This is a genomic window from Cognatiluteimonas telluris (genome assembly GCF_011320095.1).
GTDB classification, from domain to species: Bacteria; Pseudomonadota; Gammaproteobacteria; order Xanthomonadales; family Xanthomonadaceae; genus Cognatiluteimonas; species Cognatiluteimonas telluris.
On record NZ_JAANOY010000001.1, the window covers coordinates 133,819 to 150,423 of the forward strand.

The 16,605-nt window shown below is 69.4% G+C and carries 17 protein-coding genes; 13 read left to right on the plus strand and 4 right to left on the minus strand.

Translation table 11 applies throughout. The annotated features are described in order from the left end of the window. The first annotated feature begins 18 nt into the window (after positions 1-18). The 9 genes from sufC to G7B67_RS00655 all read left to right on the plus strand — a co-directional run bounded on the left by sufC (position 19) and on the right by G7B67_RS00655 (position 8,512). Positions 19-783 carry a Fe-S cluster assembly ATPase SufC gene (gene sufC / locus G7B67_RS00615; protein WP_166206836.1) on the plus strand — a complete coding sequence of 255 codons (765 nt, stop codon included), beginning with the start codon at positions 19-21 and terminating at the stop codon, positions 781-783. Then, positions 783-2,051 (plus strand): Fe-S cluster assembly protein SufD, encoded by a 1,269-nt coding sequence (gene sufD / locus G7B67_RS00620; protein WP_166206235.1) that lies wholly within the window; start codon positions 783-785, stop codon positions 2,049-2,051. Before sufC ends, sufD begins: the two co-directional genes overlap by 1 nt. Then, positions 2,048-3,310, plus strand: a complete 1,263-nt coding sequence (locus G7B67_RS00625) for a cysteine desulfurase (protein WP_166206237.1) — start codon at positions 2,048-2,050, stop codon at positions 3,308-3,310. The genes sufD and G7B67_RS00625 overlap by 4 nt, the downstream gene beginning before the upstream one ends. A gap of 72 nt (positions 3,311-3,382) precedes the next feature. Further along, positions 3,383-3,664, plus strand: a complete 282-nt coding sequence (locus tag G7B67_RS00630) for a hypothetical protein (RefSeq protein ID WP_166206239.1) — start codon at positions 3,383-3,385, stop codon at positions 3,662-3,664. Further along, positions 3,661-4,206: a GNAT family N-acetyltransferase gene (locus G7B67_RS00635; protein ID WP_166206241.1), complete on the plus strand. Its 546-nt coding sequence runs from the start codon at positions 3,661-3,663 to the stop codon at positions 4,204-4,206. The genes G7B67_RS00630 and G7B67_RS00635 overlap by 4 nt, the downstream gene beginning before the upstream one ends. Then, positions 4,203-4,544 carry a non-heme iron oxygenase ferredoxin subunit gene (locus G7B67_RS00640; protein ID WP_243412186.1) on the plus strand — a complete coding sequence of 114 codons (342 nt, stop codon included), beginning with the start codon at positions 4,203-4,205 and terminating at the stop codon, positions 4,542-4,544. The genes G7B67_RS00635 and G7B67_RS00640 overlap by 4 nt, the downstream gene beginning before the upstream one ends. A gap of 210 nt (positions 4,545-4,754) precedes the next feature. Next, complete coding sequence (locus G7B67_RS00645) at positions 4,755-7,097, plus strand: catecholate siderophore receptor Fiu (protein WP_166206243.1); 2,343 nt, start codon at positions 4,755-4,757, stop codon at positions 7,095-7,097. A gap of 54 nt (positions 7,098-7,151) precedes the next feature. Beyond that, positions 7,152-7,829 (plus strand): Fe2+-dependent dioxygenase, encoded by a 678-nt coding sequence (locus G7B67_RS00650; protein ID WP_166206245.1) that lies wholly within the window; start codon positions 7,152-7,154, stop codon positions 7,827-7,829. Between the two features lie 38 nt (positions 7,830-7,867). Continuing rightward, on the plus strand, positions 7,868-8,512 hold the full coding sequence (locus G7B67_RS00655; protein WP_166206247.1) for a PepSY-associated TM helix domain-containing protein: 645 nt from the start codon (positions 7,868-7,870) through the stop codon (positions 8,510-8,512). A gap of 17 nt (positions 8,513-8,529) precedes the next feature. Here G7B67_RS00655 and G7B67_RS00660 read toward each other — a convergent pair whose 3' ends face one another. Both G7B67_RS00660 and G7B67_RS00665 read right to left on the minus strand, forming a co-directional pair. After that, on the minus strand, positions 8,530-9,129 hold the full coding sequence (locus tag G7B67_RS00660) for a HutD/Ves family protein (RefSeq protein WP_166206249.1): 600 nt from the start codon (positions 9,127-9,129) through the stop codon (positions 8,530-8,532). A 266-nt stretch (positions 9,130-9,395) separates the two neighbouring features. Then, positions 9,396-9,758, minus strand: a complete 363-nt coding sequence (locus G7B67_RS00665; RefSeq protein WP_166206251.1) for a ComEA family DNA-binding protein — start codon at positions 9,756-9,758, stop codon at positions 9,396-9,398. Between the two features lie 300 nt (positions 9,759-10,058). Here G7B67_RS00665 and G7B67_RS00670 point away from each other — a divergent pair, with 300 nt between their 5' ends. Together G7B67_RS00670 and G7B67_RS00675 are read left to right on the plus strand one after the other, a co-directional pair. Then, positions 10,059-11,522 (plus strand): M20 family metallopeptidase, encoded by a 1,464-nt coding sequence (locus G7B67_RS00670; protein ID WP_425482395.1) that lies wholly within the window; start codon positions 10,059-10,061, stop codon positions 11,520-11,522. 95 nt (positions 11,523-11,617) lie between these two features. Next, complete coding sequence (locus tag G7B67_RS00675; protein WP_166206254.1) at positions 11,618-11,899, plus strand: GlsB/YeaQ/YmgE family stress response membrane protein; 282 nt, start codon at positions 11,618-11,620, stop codon at positions 11,897-11,899. A 223-nt stretch (positions 11,900-12,122) separates the two neighbouring features. On the opposite strand, the gene G7B67_RS00680 is transcribed toward G7B67_RS00675, so the two are convergent. After that, positions 12,123-13,532 (minus strand): mannose-1-phosphate guanylyltransferase/mannose-6-phosphate isomerase, encoded by a 1,410-nt coding sequence (locus G7B67_RS00680; protein WP_166206257.1) that lies wholly within the window; start codon positions 13,530-13,532, stop codon positions 12,123-12,125. Between the two features lie 66 nt (positions 13,533-13,598). Between G7B67_RS00680 and G7B67_RS00685 the strand changes: the two genes are divergently transcribed. Both G7B67_RS00685 and murU read left to right on the plus strand, forming a co-directional pair. Then, positions 13,599-14,606 carry an aminoglycoside phosphotransferase family protein gene (locus tag G7B67_RS00685; RefSeq protein ID WP_166206260.1) on the plus strand — a complete coding sequence of 336 codons (1,008 nt, stop codon included), beginning with the start codon at positions 13,599-13,601 and terminating at the stop codon, positions 14,604-14,606. Between the two features lie 31 nt (positions 14,607-14,637). Further along, entirely contained in the window at positions 14,638-15,339 is a 702-nt protein-coding gene (murU, locus tag G7B67_RS00690) for an N-acetylmuramate alpha-1-phosphate uridylyltransferase MurU (protein WP_166206263.1), read from the plus strand. Positions 15,340-15,889: 550 nt separating this feature from the next. On the opposite strand, the gene hda is transcribed toward murU, so the two are convergent. After that, positions 15,890-16,582: a DnaA regulatory inactivator Hda gene (hda, locus tag G7B67_RS00695; protein WP_166206845.1), complete on the minus strand. Its 693-nt coding sequence runs from the start codon at positions 16,580-16,582 to the stop codon at positions 15,890-15,892. Positions 16,583-16,605 lie beyond the last annotated feature (23 nt).

Here is a 16,605-nt window from a genome sequence, read left to right on the forward strand (position 1 = left end):
TGGAACCGTTGCATGCCCATGCTCACCATCGAAAATCTCCATGCCCGCATCAACGGGCGCGACATCCTCAAGGGCCTTTCGCTCGACGTGAAGGCCGGTGAGGTGCACGCGATCATGGGCCCCAACGGCGCCGGAAAGTCGACGCTGGGCAACGTGCTCGCCGGCCGCGAGGGCTACGAGATCACCGCAGGTTCGGTCCGGTTCGAAGGCCGCGACCTGCTGGCGCTTGAACCCGAGGAGCGCGCGGCCGCGGGGGTGTTCCTCGCCTTCCAGTACCCGGTCGAGATCCCGGGCGTGAACAACACCTATTTCCTGCGCTCGGCGCTCAACGCGCAGCGCAAGGCGCGCGGCGAGGCGGAGCTGGACTCGATGCAGTTCCTCAAGCGCGTGCGCGAGAAGCTCGCCGTGCTGCACCTGGACGACCGGCTGCTGCAGCGGGGCGTCAACGAAGGTTTCAGCGGCGGCGAGAAGAAGCGCAACGAGATCTTCCAGCTTGCCGTGCTGGAGCCGAAACTGGCGATCCTGGACGAGACCGATTCGGGACTGGACATCGATGCGCTCAAGAGCGTCGCCGATGGCGTCAACGCGCAGCGCTCGCCCGAGCGTGCATTCCTGGTGATCACCCACTACCAGCGCCTGCTCGATTACATCCGCCCGGACGTGGTGCACGTGCTCGCCGACGGCCGCATCGTCGAGACCGGCGGGCCTGAACTGGCACTGGAGCTCGAGCAGCACGGCTACGCCTGGCTGCAGGACCGCGTGGCGCCCGGGGCCGCCGCCTGATGAGCGCCCTGCTCGACTCGCTGGCGGCTGGCTTTGGTGGCGACGCCGGACGGCGCGCGCAGCTCGACGCGATCGTCGCCGAAGGCCTGCCGGGTCCGCGCAGCGAAGCCTGGAAGTACGCGCCGCTGCGCGCGCTGGAGCGCCGGAATTTCGAGCCGGCACCGATCGCGCTCGCGACGTACGACCCGGCACTGGTCGCTGCCCTCCCCGCGCCGCGGCTGGTGTTCGTCAATGGCCGCTTCGATCCCTCCGCTTCGGATGGCCGCGGTTTGCCGGACGGGGTCGAACTGCTGCCCTTGTCGCAGCTGCTGCGCGAAGGCAGCCCACGCGACGGCAACGTGCTGCAGCGGCGCTTCGACGGTCGCGACGAAGTCTTCGCACGTTTGAATGCCGCGCTCGCCGACGAAGGCGCGGTGCTGCGGATCGACGACGGCGTGTCGGTCGCGCCAACGATCCACCTGGTCTTCATCGGCGCGCCGGCGATGGGCGATGTCGCCTGGCACGCGCGGCATCTCATCGCACTGCGCGCGGACGCAAGCGCCTCGGTGGTCGAGCACCATCTTTGCGGCGGCGCGCACGCCAACCTCGGCAATACGCTCGCCCACGTGCACCTGGGCCGGGGCGCGCAACTGGTCCACGCCCGCGTGCAGGACGAAGCCACGGGCGCGATCGCGCTGGCGCGCACCGATGCGGTACTGGCGGGCCAGGCGCGCTACACCCGCGTCGACCTCGAGCTCGGCGGCGCCCTGTCGCGGCATGAACTCAACGTGCGGCTGGAAGGCACCGGCGCCAGCGTGCGGGCCAACGGCGTGCTGCTCGGCAGCGGCCGGCAGCACCTGGAAACCCGCCTGGGCATCGAGCACATCGCGCGCGACACCCGCTGCGACCTGGTCTGGCGCGGGCTGGCCGCGGGCCGCGCGCGCAGCGTCTTCCACGGTGGCATCGTCATCCGGCCGGGCGCCGACGGCAGCGATGCGACGCTGTCGAACAAGAACCTGTTGCTCGGCGACAACGCCGAGATCGATGCGCAGCCGGTGCTGGAGATCCATGCCGACGAGGTCAAGGCCGCGCATGGCGCAACCGTCGGCCAGCTCGATCCCACCGCGCTGTTCTACCTGCGTTCGCGCGGCCTGCCGGAACCGGCCGCGCGCCGGTTGCTGACCGGGGCGTTCTGCCGCGAAGTCGTCGCGCTGATCGAACACGCTGCCCTGCGCGATGTCCTCACGGCCGCGCTGGACCACGCGCTGGCGCGGATGGAGGTGGCATGAACACCGCCCGCCCGACGCCAGCACTGGCGGGCGCGGCCGACCCGGCCGTCGACTGGGCGCGCGTGCGCGCCGACTTCCCGCTGCTCACGCGCCAGGTGCATGGCAAGCCGCTGGTCTACCTGGATTCGGCCAATACCGGGCAGAAACCCGCGGTCGTCATCGACACGGTCGACGACTTCTACCGACGCCACAACGCCAACGTCAGCCGCGCCGTGCACGCGCTCGGCAGCGAGGCGACGGAAGCCTACGAGGCCGCGCGCGGCAAGCTCGCACGCCACCTCAACGTGCGCGCCGACGAGATGGTCCTCACCAGCGGCACCACTTTCGCGATCAACCTGGTCGCCTATGCGTGGGCGTTGCCGCGGCTCAAGCCGGGCGACGCGATCTTGCTCACGCGAATGGAGCACCACGCCAACATCGTTCCCTGGCAGCTGATCGCCGAGCGCGCCGGCGCGGTGATCAGGGTCGCCGAGATCACGCCCGACGGCGCCCTCGACCTGGATGCGCTGCACGCGGCGATGACGCCGGAGGTCAAGCTGCTCGGCGTCACGCACGTCTCCAACGTGCTTGGCACGGTCAATCCGGTGCGCGGGATCTGCCGCGAGGCGCGCCGGCGCGGGATCGTCACCGTCGTCGACGGCTCGCAGGCGGTGCCGCACATGGCGGTCGATATCGCCGCGATCGGCTGCGACTTCTATGCCTTCACCGGCCACAAGATGTGCGGGCCGACCGGCACCGGCGGCTTGTGGGGCCGCCGCGAACACCTGCAGGCGATGCCGCCGTTCCTTGGCGGTGGTGAGATGATCCGGCAGGTGCGCTTCGAGGGCACGGTCTTCAACGATCCACCGCACCGGTTCGAAGCCGGCACGCCGAACATCGCCGGCCACATCGGCCTCGGGGCCGCGGTCGATTACCTCGATGCTCTGGGCATGGACCGCGTCGCCGAGCGCGAGGCCGACCTGCTGGCGCATCTCACCCAGGCCATGCAGCAGGTCGAGGGATTGCGCATCTTCGGCACCGCGCCGCACAAGGCGTCCGTCGTCAGCTTCCTGGTCGAAGGCGCGCATGCGCACGACCTGGCCACGCTGCTCGACCTGGAAGGCGTCGCAGTGCGCTCCGGCCATCACTGCGCGCATCCACTGATGCAGTATTTCGGCGTGCCCGCGACCTGCCGCGCGTCGGTCGCGTTCTACAACACGCATGACGAGATCGAGGCGTTCGTCGCGGCGCTGCGCAAGGTCCGGCGCTTGCTGGGCTAGAATTTTCCGGTGGTGTCGCGAGGGCTCGCGGCTGGAGCCGCTCCTGGGGAAGGCGAACGGGGACCGATGACGATGACCGAAGAGATCGCCAGCCTGCTGCGTGAGATTCGCGACCAGCAGCGGCTTCAGATCGAACGCCAGGGCGAGGCGCTGGCGCTGCAGCGGCGGCAGTTCGAGATGTACGAGGCGCAGCTGGGCCGGGTGGAGAACATCAATACCCGCGCCGAAGCCATCCAGGGTCGCGCCGCGAAGGCCATCAAGCTCGTGCTCTGGGTTGCGCTGCCCCTGCTGCTTTTGTTGCTGGCAGCGATGGCGTGGCCGTGGCTGCGCTATCTCGCGTACCGATTCGCATGACGGCCGCGCTGCAGTTCCGTCTTGCCGGCCGCGACGACGTCGATGCGATCGTCGCGCTGGTGGAATCGGCGTACCGCGGCGACGCCAGTCGCGCGGGCTGGACGACCGAAGCGGACCTGCTCGATGGCCGTCGCACTGGTGACGATGAAATCCTGGCGACGCTGGCATCGCCGGGCAATGTGTTCCTGCTCGCCGAGCAGGCGTCCGGGGGAGCGGGCACGCGCGACCTGCTCGCGTGCGCGCACATCGCCGAACAGGACGGCGCCGGCTACTTCGGCATGTTCTCGGTGCAGCCGCGCCTGCAGGGCGCCGGCATCGGCAAGCAGGTGCTCGCCGAAGCCGAGCGCATCGTGCGCGATGACTGGCAGCTGCCGGCGATCCGCATGACCGTGATCGACGTGCGCGACGAACTGATCGCCTTCTACGAGCGACGCGGGTATCGCCGCACCGGGATCCACAAGCCCTTCCCCTATGGCGACGCGCGCTTCGGCGATCCCAAACGCGACGACCTGCGCTTCGAAGTGCTGGAGAAGCCGCTGTGAGCGCGGCTGGCGGCACTGTCGGCTGGGTGCGTGTGTGCGCCACCGGCGAGCTGCTGCCGGGCGAATCGCGGGTGGCGTGGGACGGCGACACGGCGATCCTGGTCGTCAACTACGACGGCGATTTCTACGCGCTGGAGGATCGCTGCAGCCACGAGGATTTCGAATTGTCGGCCGGCCCGTTCGACGCCGAGGAGGCGACCATCGAATGCGTGCTGCACGGTTCGAAATTCGACGTGCGCAATGGGCTCGCGCTCAATCCGCCGGCCTATTCGCCGGTGGTGAAGTTCCCCACCCAGGTGGCGGAAGGCGCGGTCTGGACGCGCGACGATCGCGGGTGACCGGTTTGCGCGCGGCAGCGGTGCATGGTCGCTGGCGGCACGCCAATGGACGACCCGCGGACGATCCGCGACTGATCCTCCCGTCATCCGGCTGAGCCCGTTTGCGGCTTGGACGCCCGCTCCCGGACGCGACATGCGCCGTCCAGTTGTTGCGAATGCTTATCATTTGCGGTTGAATGGGCGGATTCCCGCACCGGTTTCCCTCCCTGCATGTCCCCCATCCGTAGCCGTAAGCACCTGCGCAATCCGCTCCTGTTCGCCAGCCCGTTGTCGCTCGCCACCCTCCTCGCCGGGGGCCTGCTTGCCCTGCCGGCATCGGCGCAGGATGCCCAGGACGCGGTGAACGCCGCGGGGGGCAGCGGCGGCACGTCCGGCCCTGCCGAGGCCCTCGACCATATTTCTGTGGTGGCCCAGCGACTGAAGTACGGCCCCTCGGACCTGAGCTCGCCGAAATTCACCCAGCCGCTGGTCGACACCACGCGCACGGTGAGCGTGATCGGCAACGACCTGTTCAACGAGCAGGGCGCGACTTCGCTGGTCGAGGCGCTGCGCAACAGCCCGGGCGTCGGCACCTTCTATGCCGGGGAAAATGGCAGCACCAGCACCGGCGACACCGTGTACATGCGCGGGTTCGACGCGTCCAGCAGCATCTTCGTCGACGGCGTGCGCGACCTGGGCTCGGTGTCGCGTGATGTGTTCAACATCCAGCAGGTCGAAGTGCTGAAGGGGCCGGCGGGGACGGATTTCGGCCGCAGTTCGCCGACCGGCGCGATCAACATGGTGAGCAAGCAGCCGCGCATGGAGGACGCCGTCGACGGCAGCGTTTCATTCGGCAGCGCGGACCAGAAGCGCACCACGGCCGACCTCAACCGCGCCATCGGCGAGCACAGTGCATTCCGCGTCAACGTGATGGCGCAGGACGGCGGCGTCGCCGGTCGCGACGAAGTGAGGAACAAACGCTGGGGCATCGCGCCGACGCTGGCCTTCGGGCTGGGCACGTCGACCCGCGTCTATCTGGACTACCTGCACGTGCGCCAGGACAACATTCCCGATGGCTTCGTGCCGACGATCGGGTTGCCTGGATTTTCCTCGCCCGATCCCGCGCGCCCGTGGCTGTCGGACGCGCCGCCGGTGGACAGCAGCAATTTCTACGGCACCGCGTCCGACCATGACGACCAGACGATCGACATGGCGACGGTGCGCGTGGAGCACGCGTTCTCCGACGGCGCGCGGTTGCAGAACACCACGCGTTGGGGCCGCAACCAGCAGGACTTCCTGTTGACCTCGTTCACTACCACCGAGGCGAACTGGGTCACGCCCGATCCGGACGACCGCTCGACCTGGACCATCGCGCGCAGCAATCCCAACTTCAAGGACCAGCGCAACACCATCGTCACCAACCAGACCAACTTCGGCCTGCATTCGGGCGAGGTCGGCGGCATGCAGAACGACCTGAGCGCAGGCGTGGAAGTCAGCCGGGAAACGCTGCTCACGCACGGACAGGCCGCCCTTGATGGCAGCACCTGGCCAGCCGCGAACCTCTATCGGCCCGATGCCAGCGCTAGCAGCCCGGCCTACGGACGCAACGGCGCGCACGGCCGCGCGCGCACGGACACCGCGGCGCTGTACGCATTCGATACGCTCGCGTTCAATGCGCGCTGGCAGGCCAATGCCGGCGTCCGCCTGGATCGCTACCGCACCGCGCTGGACGCGATCGCGGTCTGCAGCGCCACCCGCTCGCCGTTGTGTGGCACGTTGCCGGCGGGCTCGCTGGTCCCCAACAACGCGCGTGCCCGCGACACGCTGTTCAACTGGAACGTCGGCCTGTTGTACAAGCCGGCGGCCAACGGCAGCCTCTACGCCAACTACGCGACTTCGCAACAGCCTCCCGGCGGCGCCACGCTGGAGCTGAGCACGGCGAGCAACAACGCCAACAACCCGATCTTCGACCCCCAGAAGGCGCGCACTGCGGAAGCCGGCACCAAGTGGGAGTTCTCCGATGGTCGCCTGCTGCTGGCCGCGGCGCTCTACGACACCCGCATCAGCAATGAAGTCATCGTCGATCCCACCGACGACAGCGCCTACCTGCAGGCGGGCGAGAAGCGCGTGCGCGGCGTGGAGCTCGGTGCGATCGGCCGCATCACCGACGCGTGGTCGCTCTCGGCCGGCTACACCACCATGGATACCAGCGTCGCCGCCGGACCGGCGGTGACCGCGGATGGCTCGGGCAACCTGGCGTACACGCCGCGCAACGCGTTCACCAGCTGGTCGACCTACGACGCCGGCAACGGCCTGACGTTTGGCGGTGGCGCCCGCTACAACGGCGGGCTGCACCGCGGCACAGACCGCGCCATCGGCACGCCCGCCAGCACCGACGGTTACTGGGTGGTCGATGCGGTGGCGACGTATGCCTTCAGCCCGAAGTTCGGCTTGCGGCTGAATGTCTACAACCTGTTCGACAGGGATTATGTCGCGGCGATCAACAAGAGCGGTTATCGCTACGTCCCCGGCGTGCGCCGTTCGGTGCTGCTGAGCGCGGATTTCCACTTCTGATCGAGCGTGGATGGCCGGCGGACATCGCCAGAGCCAACGCACACGGAGCCTTCGATGCTGCTGCACATTCCGCAGGTGCTGGAACCGTCCCAGGTCGAGCGCATGCGCCAGCGCCTGGAAGCCGCGCCATGGGTCGACGGGCGCGAGACCGTGGGCGCGCAGGGGGCGCAGGTCAAGCGCAACCGGCAGTTGCCCGACGCCTCCCCGCTGCGGCGTGAACTGGGGGCCGAGGTATTGGCGGCATTGGCGGGCAATGCGCTGTTCCATGCCGCCGTGCTGCCGGCGCAAACGATGCCGCCGCGCTTCAATCGCTACGAAGGCGGCGGCGAATACGGCATGCATGTCGACGGCGCGATGATGGCACTCGATGGCGGCGGGTGGCTGCGCAGCGACGTGGCCGGCACGTTGTTCCTCAGCGAACCGGACAGTTACGACGGCGGCGCGCTGATCGTCAGCGACACCTACGGCGAGCACGAAGTGAAGCTGTCCGCAGGCGACCTCGTCGTCTACCCGGCCGACAGCCTGCATCGGGTCGAGCCGGTGACGCGCGGTGCGCGACTGGCGGCGTTTTTCTGGGTACAGAGCATGGTCCGCGACGCGCAGCGGCGCCGCATGTTGCTGGAGCTCGATGCCAGCGTGCGCAAACTCACGGCCGCCAACGCCGATCGCGATGCGCTGCTGCAACTGACCAACCTCTATCACAACCTGCTGCGACTCTGGGCCGAGCCCTGAGCGCAGCCAGGCCGCCATCCGATCTTCCACGCCGCGCAATGACCATTCCTTCCATGCACCGCAAGCCCACCCCGACCCGCACCCACCACGCGCGTACCCACCGCTGGATCCGGCAACTGCATCTGTGGATCGGCGCGTGGGGCGCGCTCGCCGCCGTGCTCTACGGCTTGACCGGGCTGGTGATGAACCATCGCAGCGGCGACAACGCCTGGCCGCAGGGCGAAAGCAGCGATGCCGGTCGTGTGCAACTGTCTGTCCCGGTTTCCGCACGCGCATCGGCCGAGGCGCTGTCGCTCTGGCTGCGCGACAGCCAGCACCTGGACGCGCAGACGATCCGCAAGGGACCGCCACGCGGCAGCGATGGCGGCGCCGAACAATGGAACCTGTCGGGAGGCGACGCGCGCGCCTCGTGGTCGCTGCAATACACACCGGGCGCGGCGCAGGCCGAAGTCAAACACAGCCGGCAAAGTTGGTTGGCGGCCTTCAACCGCCTGCACAAGGGTGTCGGCGGCGGCTGGGCGTGGGTGCTGCTCGGCGACAGCTTCGCCGTCGGCATGCTGCTGCTGGGGCTGTCGGGGCTGTGGATGTGGGCGCGCGGACGCAGTGCGCGGCAATGGGCGCTGAGCGTGTTCGGGCTGGGTGCCGCGGTATCGGCCGCGGTGGTGTTGCCGGCGTTGTTCTAACGGCGCCCGGTATCCGGTCAGCGCTGTGGCTGCAAGCGGGCCAGCAGCAGTTCGCCGCCACCATCGAGCACGAAGCGCTCGCGCGCGCTGCCCGGCGCCGCCAGCAGCGCGGTGTCCGCCGTCGCCAGATCCGGTAGCCCGGAGGCAGCGGCAAAACGCGCCTGGCCGGCCATCAGGTGCACGGCCCACAGGCTGCCTGGTTCGACGAACACCACCATCGGCCCCACCAGCGGCCGGTGCCAGAGCTGGGCATCGATCGCATCGCGACGCCACATCAGGTTGAAATCCTGGGTCGGGCCATCGATCAGCTGCCCGCTGACAGCGCGCTCACCGGAAAACCGCAGGCGATCGTGAGGCGGCAGCAACTCGTTGACCTGGCCATCGTCGAAACACAACCGCAGACCGTTGCCCGACAGCAGCACGAGCTCGCGGTCGACGCCATCGAAACGCGAAAACGCCGCATCCTGTTCGATCTCGGCGATCGACAACCGCCAGGTCCAGTCGCCCTCGCCGGCCGAACGGGCGATCTCGCGCGTCCATCCGAGCTGGTTCTTCCAGCGCTCGCGCCGGTACAGGCGCGCGGGGATGACGCGGGTGCGTTCGGCGGACAAAGGCATGCCCACAGTGTAGTGCGGCCGCGACGGCGGCCGTTGGCGGGCGCGTCCCGGCCATCGTCCGGCGCATCGGAGCCATGCACGCGAGCGACGAAAAGAAGCCGCCCGACCCTGCTTCCAGCGGGGCCGGGCGGCATACGTCCCTGTTCCGGCCTCCTTGCCGGGCTTCCTCGGGGCGTCCTTGCCTGGTGCCAGGCGCGCTCCGCGCTGCCTGCCCCAGTGGATCGGGGGCGGCACGCGGCCGCGCGCGCCCCGGTTGTCGCGTTGCGTCAGCGGCGGGCCGACGGGGCCGCTGGCCGCGATGCGTGTGCCGGCACGGCGCTGCCGCCAAGCACGATGCGCCCGCGGTTCTTCTCGACCGTCTTCAGCCCGATGCCCTTGACCAGCGCCAGCTGCTCGGGGCTCTTGAAGCTGCCGTGCGCCTTGCGATAGGCAACGATGGCTTCGGCCTTGGAGGGGCCGATGTTGAGCAGCACGCGATCGATGGTGGCGGCGTCGGCGGTGTTGAGGTTGACCCGGTCCACGCCACTTGCAGGGGCACGGTCGGCGGCATGGGCGGCGCTGGCGAGCAGCAGCGAGAGGGCGAGTGCACGGCCCAGCAGCCGGGCCCTGGTGGCGATTGCAGTATTCATGTCGATTCCTTCGAGGGTGGGATTCCGTTCATGCCGGCCTGGTCCCTGCCGGTGGAGAAAGTCTGCGCGAATCCCATGCAGGCACCGTATCGCCGCAGCCCCTGGCGCGAAGCCGGTCAATGCCGCGCGAGGCTGTCGGAAAAGTCCTACAGACGAGCCCGTGAGGAGCGGGCTTGTAGAATGACGGTTCGACCTTCGGAACCGCTGCCCATGGATGCCACCCCCGCCCAGCCCACCGCCCCCGCGCCACAGGGCCCCGCGTCGCTGCAGGCGACCGCGATCGACAGCTTCGTGTCCGACATGTGGGACCAGGACATCGTCCCGCAGCTGTGCGACTACATCCGGATCCCCAACAAGTCGCCGATGTTCGATGCCGACTGGGTCGCCCATGGCTATATGGACGCCGCAGTGACCTTGATGGAGCGCTGGGCACGGAAGCAGCCTGTCGACGGCATGATCGTCGAGGTGGTGCGGCTGGACGGCCGCACGCCACTGATCTTCCTCGACATCCCGGCGACCGACGGACGCAGCGGCGAGGACTGCGTGCTGCTCTATGGCCACCTGGACAAGCAACCGGAAATGACCGGCTGGGATGAAGGCCTGGGTCCGTGGGAACCGGTGCTGCGCGAGGACCGGCTCTATGGCCGCGGCGGCGCCGACGACGGCTACGCGATCTTCGGTTCGCTGGCGGCGATCCAGGCGCTGCAGCAGCAGGGCGCCCCGCACGCGCGCTGCGTGGTGCTGATCGAAGCCTGCGAGGAATCCGGCAGCGGCGACCTTCCCGCCTATGTCGACCACCTGGCCGATCGTATCGGCAAGCCGTCGCTGGTGGTGTGCCTGGATTCGGGCTGCGGCAATTACGACCAGCTGTGGTGCACGACGTCGCTGCGCGGCCTGGCCGGTGGCAACCTCACCGTGCAGGTGCTGGAGGAAGGCGTGCATTCGGGCGATGCCTCCGGGATCGTGCCATCGAGCTTCCGGCTGATGCGGCAACTGCTGGCGCGGATCGAGGACGCCGACACCGGCCGCATCCTGGTCGACAGCCTGCATGTCGAAGTCCCGCCCGACCGCCTGGCGCAAGCGCGCAAGGTCGCCGAGGTGCTGGGCGACGAGGTCTACGACAAGTTCCCGCTGCTGCCGGGAATGACGCCGATGTTCGACGGCGGCGATGACGTATCCGAGCTCGTGCTCAACCGCACCTGGCGGCCGGCGCTGTCGGTGACCGGCGTCGACGGCATCCCGCCGCTGGCCTCGGCCGGCAACGTGCTGCGTCCGTTCACCGCATTGAAGCTGTCCCTGCGGCTGCCGCCGACGCTGGACGGCAAGCGCGCCGGCGAGGACCTCAAGCGCATCATCGAACGCGATCCGCCCAATGGCGCCAAGGTCACGCTGGAGCTGGAGAAGGCCAGCAGCGGCTGGAACGCACCGGCCAGCGCACCGTGGCTGGAGCGCGCGATCGACACCGCCAGCCAGGAATTCTTCGGCCGCCCGGCGATGTACATGGGCGAAGGCGGCACGATCCCGTTCATGGGCATGCTTGGTGAGAAATTCCCCGGCGCGCAGTTCATGATTACCGGCGTCCTCGGGCCGCATTCCAACGCGCACGGCCCCAACGAATTCCTGCACGTCCCGATGGGCAAGCGGGTGACGTCGTGCGTGGCGCGGGTGATCGCCGAGCACCATGCGGCGAGCCTGCGCGGGGAAACCACCGGGGTCGGCGCCGTGGCCGGTGGCGAGCACCACGGCAAGCACGGCTGCTGCTGATCGTGCGGCCCGATGCCCACGGCGTGGGTCTCCTTCGCCGTGCGTACACCGCGGCTGGTTAAGCTCGCGTCCGTTGCTCCGCCACCGAGGCCCGCATGCACTGGAACCTGTTCGGCACCCACAACTGGCTGGCCATCATCCTGATCGGCTTCGTCGTGGGCGTGCTCGCACGCCTGCTCAAGCCCGGCCGCGATCGCATGGGCCTGATCTTCACCACGTTGCTGGGCATCGCCGGCGCGCTGCTGGCGGGCTGGTTCGGCCAGCAGATGGGCTGGTACCGGCCGGGCCAGCCGGCGGGATTCCTCGGTGCCTTGCTGGGCGCGATCGCGATCCTGCTGGTGGTGAGCCTGTTCCGCCGGCGGCGTCGCCTGCCCTGACGGTGCCCGGCGACTTGCACGCGAAATAGTCGCACTTGTCGCAGCACCCCGGGTGCGGCATTCGGCCTTACCCGGGCTACACGATCCCGAGCACCACACTCTTCGCGAAACCGTGGCCGCGGTAAGCGCGGCGCACCCGGGTCGCAGCGCGAAAATGAACGCCATGCCGCCGGGCCGCCGCGATCCCAGGCGCCTTCCGAACGACGTGGCGATCTGGAACGCGCTAAGCGCGCCCGTACACGTCGTCGTAGCGGACGATGTCGTCCTCGCCCAGGTAATCGCCCGACTGCACCTCGATCAGCTCCAGCGTCTGCCTGCCGGGATTCTCCAGGCGATGCCTGGCGCCGATCGGGATGTAGGTCGACTGGTTGGCATGCAGCTCGAATACGTCGTTGTCGCGCGTCACCCGCGCCGTGCCGCTGACCACGATCCAGTGTTCGGCGCGCCGGGTATGCGACTGCAGCGACAGCCGCGCTCCCGGCTTGACCTTGATCCGCTTGACCTGGAAGCCGGGGCCGACATCGACCGAGTCGTAACTGCCCCACGGCCGATGCACTTCGCGGTGCAACGCGGCCTGGCTGCGCTGGTCGGCCTTGAGCCGGGAAACGACGTGCTTGACGTCCTGCACGCGGTCCTTGCGCGCGACCAGCACCGCGTCGTCGGTGTCGATCACCACCAGTTCGTCCACTCCCACCAACGCCACCAGCCTGTGCGCATGCACATAGCTGTCGTGGCTGTCGATGGCGATGACGTCGCCGAACGTGGCGTTGCCCTCGGAATCGCGTGCGGCCACATCCCAAAGCGCCGCCCAGGAGCCCAGGTCGCTCCAGCCGATGTCGACCGGCAATACCGCAGCCTCGTCGGTATGCTCCATCACCGCGTAGTCGATCGAATCGGCGGGGCAGGCGACGAATGCGTCCTTGTCCAGGCGGATGAAATCGCCGTCGCGTCGCGCCAGCGCGAAGGCCTGCCGGCTCGCGGCCAGGATCTCGGGGCGGAAGCGTTCGAGCTCGGCCAGGTAGCGCGAGGCGCGGAACAGGAACATGCCGCTGTTCCAGTAATAGTCGCCCGCGGCGAGATAGGACCGCGCGGTGTCGGCATCGGGCTTCTCGACGAAGCGCGCGACCCTGCGCAGTCCGTCGCCTTGGCCGGTGGCGGCCTGGATGTAACCGAAGCCGGTTTCCGCCGCGGTCGGCACGATGCCGAAAGTCACCAGCGCGCCCTGCGCGGCCGCCACGCCCGCTTCAACGACGGCAGCACGGAACCCGCCAGCATCGCGCACCACATGATCCGAAGGCAGCACCAGCAGCAGGGGATCCTCTCCCGAGGCCATCGCCTGGAGCGCCGCCACCGCGATGGCCGGTGCGGTGTTGCGCCCGACCGGCTCGAGCACGATCGCCGGCGTTGGCGCGCCGATCTGTCGCAGCTGCTCGGCGACCAGGAAGCGGTGCTCCTCGTTGGCGATCACGATCGGCGGTGCGCCAGCGATCGCGGCGACGCGCTGCCAGGTCGCCTGCAGCATCGTCTCGTCGCCGGCCAGTGGCAGGAACTGCTTGGGATAGGCCTCGCGCGACAGCGGCCACAGGCGCGTGCCCGATCCGCCGGACAGCAGCACCGGTTGCAGTTGGGTCATGGTCGCCTCGCAAGGATCCGGCGCGCAGTTTACCCTGCGCATCGACGCTGCCCTGCCGGAGACCGCATGCCCCGCGACGCCGACCCGATCGCCACGCGCGAACACGATCGCCTGGCCTGGGCGCGTGCGGCGCTGGGCGATGCGACCGCCGGACTGGAACGTGCGTCGGTCGACGCCGGGTTCCGCAGCTACTGGCGCACGACCGGCATCGCGCCGGCGCGGATCGTCATGGATTCGCCACCGGACAAGGAAGACGTGCGGCCATGGCTGCGCATCCGCGCGCTGCTCGAAGGCGGCGGCGTGCGCGTGCCGCGGGTGCTGGCGCAGGACGTCGATGCCGGTTTCCTGCTGCTCGAGGACCTCGGCGCGCGGACCTGCCTGCAGGTGATCGATTCCGGCAACGCCGATGGGGTCTTCGACGCCGCCATCACCCAGTTGCTGCAGCTGCAGGCGATCGCGCCGCCGGCTGGTTTTCCCGCGTACGACGAGGCGCTGCTCGCACGCGAACTGCGCCTGTTCGACGAATGGTTCATCGCCCGGCACCTCGGGCTCACGCTGGATTGCGGCGAGCTGGAGGCGCTCGAGCTCGTCTACCGGCGGCTGATCGATGCGGCGCTGGCGCAGCCGCGGGTCCTGGTGCATCGCGACTTCATGCCGCGCAACCTGATGCCGGTTCCCGAAGGACTGGCGGTGCTCGATTTCCAGGACGCGGTGGTCGGCCCGATCGCCTACGACGCCCTGAGCCTGTTCAAGGATGCCTTCCTCAGCTGGCCGGAGGATCGCGTCGCAGGCTGGCTCGATCGCTACCATCAGCGCGCGCGCGAGGCCGGCCTGCCGGTGCCGGCGCGCGAATGCTTCCGTCGCGACGCCGACTGGATCGGCGTGCAGCGGCATCTGAAGGTGATCGGAATCTTCGCGCGGCTGTGGCATCGCGATGGCAAGCCGAAATACCTGCAGGACGTGCCGCGTTTCTTCGCCTACATGGATGCGGTGCTACCGAAGTATCCGGAGCTGGCGCCGCTGCAGTCACTGATCGACAACCGTCTCAAGCCGGCGATGCCGGCTTCGACATGACCGACGCCATAATCGTCCTCGGCGGCGTTCGGTGAAGGCGCTGATCCTGGCCGCCGGCCTGGGCGAGCGCATGCGGCCGCTGACCGCGACGACGCCCAAGCCGCTGCTGCCCGCCGGCGGCAAGCCACTGATCGCGTGGCACCTGGAAAAGCTCGCGGCGATCGGCGTGCGCGACGTGGTGGTCAACACTTCGTGGCTGGCCGAACAGTTTCCCGCCACCCTCGGCGACGGTGGACGCTGGGGCCTGCGCCTGCACTACTCCCACGAAGGACCGACGCCACTGGAAACCGGCGGCGGCATGCTGCACGCGCTGGCGCTGCTGGGCGACGCGCCCTTCCTCGCCGTCAATGGCGACATCTGGACGGACTACGACTTCGCGCGATTGCCGACGCAACCGGCCGGCGATGCCTACCTGGTGCTGGTCGACAATCCGCCGCAGCATCCGCAGGGCGACTTCGCCTTGCGCGGCGATCGGGTCGCATGCGAAGGCGACGCACGGCTGACGTTTTCCGGAATCGGCGTGTACCGGCCCGGATTGCTCGGGGACTGGCGCACAGTGATCGGCCAGGCGCCCGGCGTCGATGCGACACCGCCGCGTTTCAAGCTTGCGCCATTGCTGCGTGCGGCCATGGCGCGCGACGCGGTCGGCGGCGAATACCACCGCGGCGCCTGGACCGATGTCGGCACCCCCGAGCGGCTGGCGCAGCTCGACCACGCGCTGGCGGCGCGATGATGACCCGCATCGCCGTCGCGCTGCTGGCGCTGTCGCTGATGCCGGCGGCGGTTGCAGGCGCTGGGCGCAGCGCGGCGCCATCCTTTGGCGTTGCCAGCGCTCGCGATGGCATCCTGTGCGCGACGATCGATGGCGCCGATGCACGGGTTGGCGAACGCGTGGCGGTGGTGTTTCCCTCGCTGCCGCAGGCCGCGGCCTGGGCCCGCCTGGAGGCAATCCGCGATGCCGGCCAATGCGCGGCATTGCGCGCCCGCGACCCCGCGGGACGGCTGTTCGTGCTGCAACTCGAGCAGCCGCTTCCGGACGACGACGGCGGGATCGGTATCGTCGTGCGCGGCGCACGCGGATTCGGGCAACGCCATGCGCGCGTCGTCGCGCAGTTGGCCTCGGGTAGCGCCTGGTTCGTCAGCTGCACGAGCAGCGAAGGCCTGCACCTGGGCGCCTGGGCCACCCCACGTCCGGTTGGTACGCCGCTCTGGCACGCGTACTTCTATCTCGGCTACGACACCGAACCGGATTGCCTGGAGGCCGAAACCCGCGACGCGCCCGCTCAGGCGTCGGCGTCGAGCACTTCGCGCAGGAACGGCACCGTGATCCGCCGCTTGGCCGCAAGCGAAGCGCGATCCAGCCGGTCGAGCAACGCCGTCAGTCCGCCCAGGTCACGGCCGACCCGACGCAGCAGCCAGTCGTAGGCCGCTTCGTCCACGACCAGGCCGCGCCGCTGGGCGCGTTCGCGCAGCACGTCACGACGTCCGGCGTCGTCGAGCGGCGACAGCACGATCCGCGCGCACTGCGCCAGCCGCGAGCGCAGGTCCGGCAGGGTCAGCGGGAGCGCATCGGGCGCGACCCGCGCGGTGTACAGCAGGGCGATGCCCGCGGCGCGCGCACGATTGTGGAAATCGAACAGTGCCACTTCGTCGTTGCGCATGCCTGCGATCGCATCCAGCCCATCGAGCGCCACCAGCGCACTGCCTTCCAGCGCGTCCAGCGCGTCGCCCAGCCGGCCGCGCGCGACGGGGAGTGGCACGTACGTGGCCTGCCGGCCCGCGCCTTCGGCGGCGGCGCAGACGGCCAGTGCGAGGTGGGTCTTGCCGGCGCCCTCGCCGCCTTGCAGGTAGGCATCGCCAACCTGCCCCCCGGCCAGCGCGCGCAATTGCGCCAGGGTCGCCCCGCCTGCTCCGACGAAGGTCTGCAGGCGCTGGTCGGGCGGGTACCGCAGCGCCAGCGGCAACTGCCTGGCGATCGTCGCGCGCTCGGCGAGCGGCT

Bases quoted from the DNA above. Each gene is read 5' to 3' on its own strand.
- sufC (WP_166206836.1), top strand. From the start codon at position 19: ATGCTCACCATCGAAAATCTCCATGCCCGCATCAACGGGCGCGACATC.
- sufD (WP_166206235.1), top strand. From the start codon at position 783: ATGAGCGCCCTGCTCGACTCGCTGGCGGCTGGCTTTGGTGGCGACGCC.
- G7B67_RS00625 (WP_166206237.1), top strand. From the start codon at position 2,048: ATGAACACCGCCCGCCCGACGCCAGCACTGGCGGGCGCGGCCGACCCG.
- G7B67_RS00630 (WP_166206239.1), top strand. From the start codon at position 3,383: ATGACCGAAGAGATCGCCAGCCTGCTGCGTGAGATTCGCGACCAGCAG.
- G7B67_RS00635 (WP_166206241.1), top strand. From the start codon at position 3,661: ATGACGGCCGCGCTGCAGTTCCGTCTTGCCGGCCGCGACGACGTCGAT.
- G7B67_RS00645 (WP_166206243.1), top strand. From the start codon at position 4,755: ATGTCCCCCATCCGTAGCCGTAAGCACCTGCGCAATCCGCTCCTGTTC.
- G7B67_RS00650 (WP_166206245.1), top strand. From the start codon at position 7,152: ATGCTGCTGCACATTCCGCAGGTGCTGGAACCGTCCCAGGTCGAGCGC.
- G7B67_RS00655 (WP_166206247.1), top strand. From the start codon at position 7,868: ATGACCATTCCTTCCATGCACCGCAAGCCCACCCCGACCCGCACCCAC.
- G7B67_RS00660 (WP_166206249.1), bottom strand. From the start codon at position 9,129: ATGCCTTTGTCCGCCGAACGCACCCGCGTCATCCCCGCGCGCCTGTAC.
- G7B67_RS00665 (WP_166206251.1), bottom strand. From the start codon at position 9,758: ATGAATACTGCAATCGCCACCAGGGCCCGGCTGCTGGGCCGTGCACTC.
- G7B67_RS00670 (WP_425482395.1), top strand. From the start codon at position 10,059: ATGTGGGACCAGGACATCGTCCCGCAGCTGTGCGACTACATCCGGATC.
- G7B67_RS00675 (WP_166206254.1), top strand. From the start codon at position 11,618: ATGCACTGGAACCTGTTCGGCACCCACAACTGGCTGGCCATCATCCTG.
- G7B67_RS00680 (WP_166206257.1), bottom strand. From the start codon at position 13,532: ATGACCCAACTGCAACCGGTGCTGCTGTCCGGCGGATCGGGCACGCGC.
- G7B67_RS00685 (WP_166206260.1), top strand. From the start codon at position 13,599: ATGCCCCGCGACGCCGACCCGATCGCCACGCGCGAACACGATCGCCTG.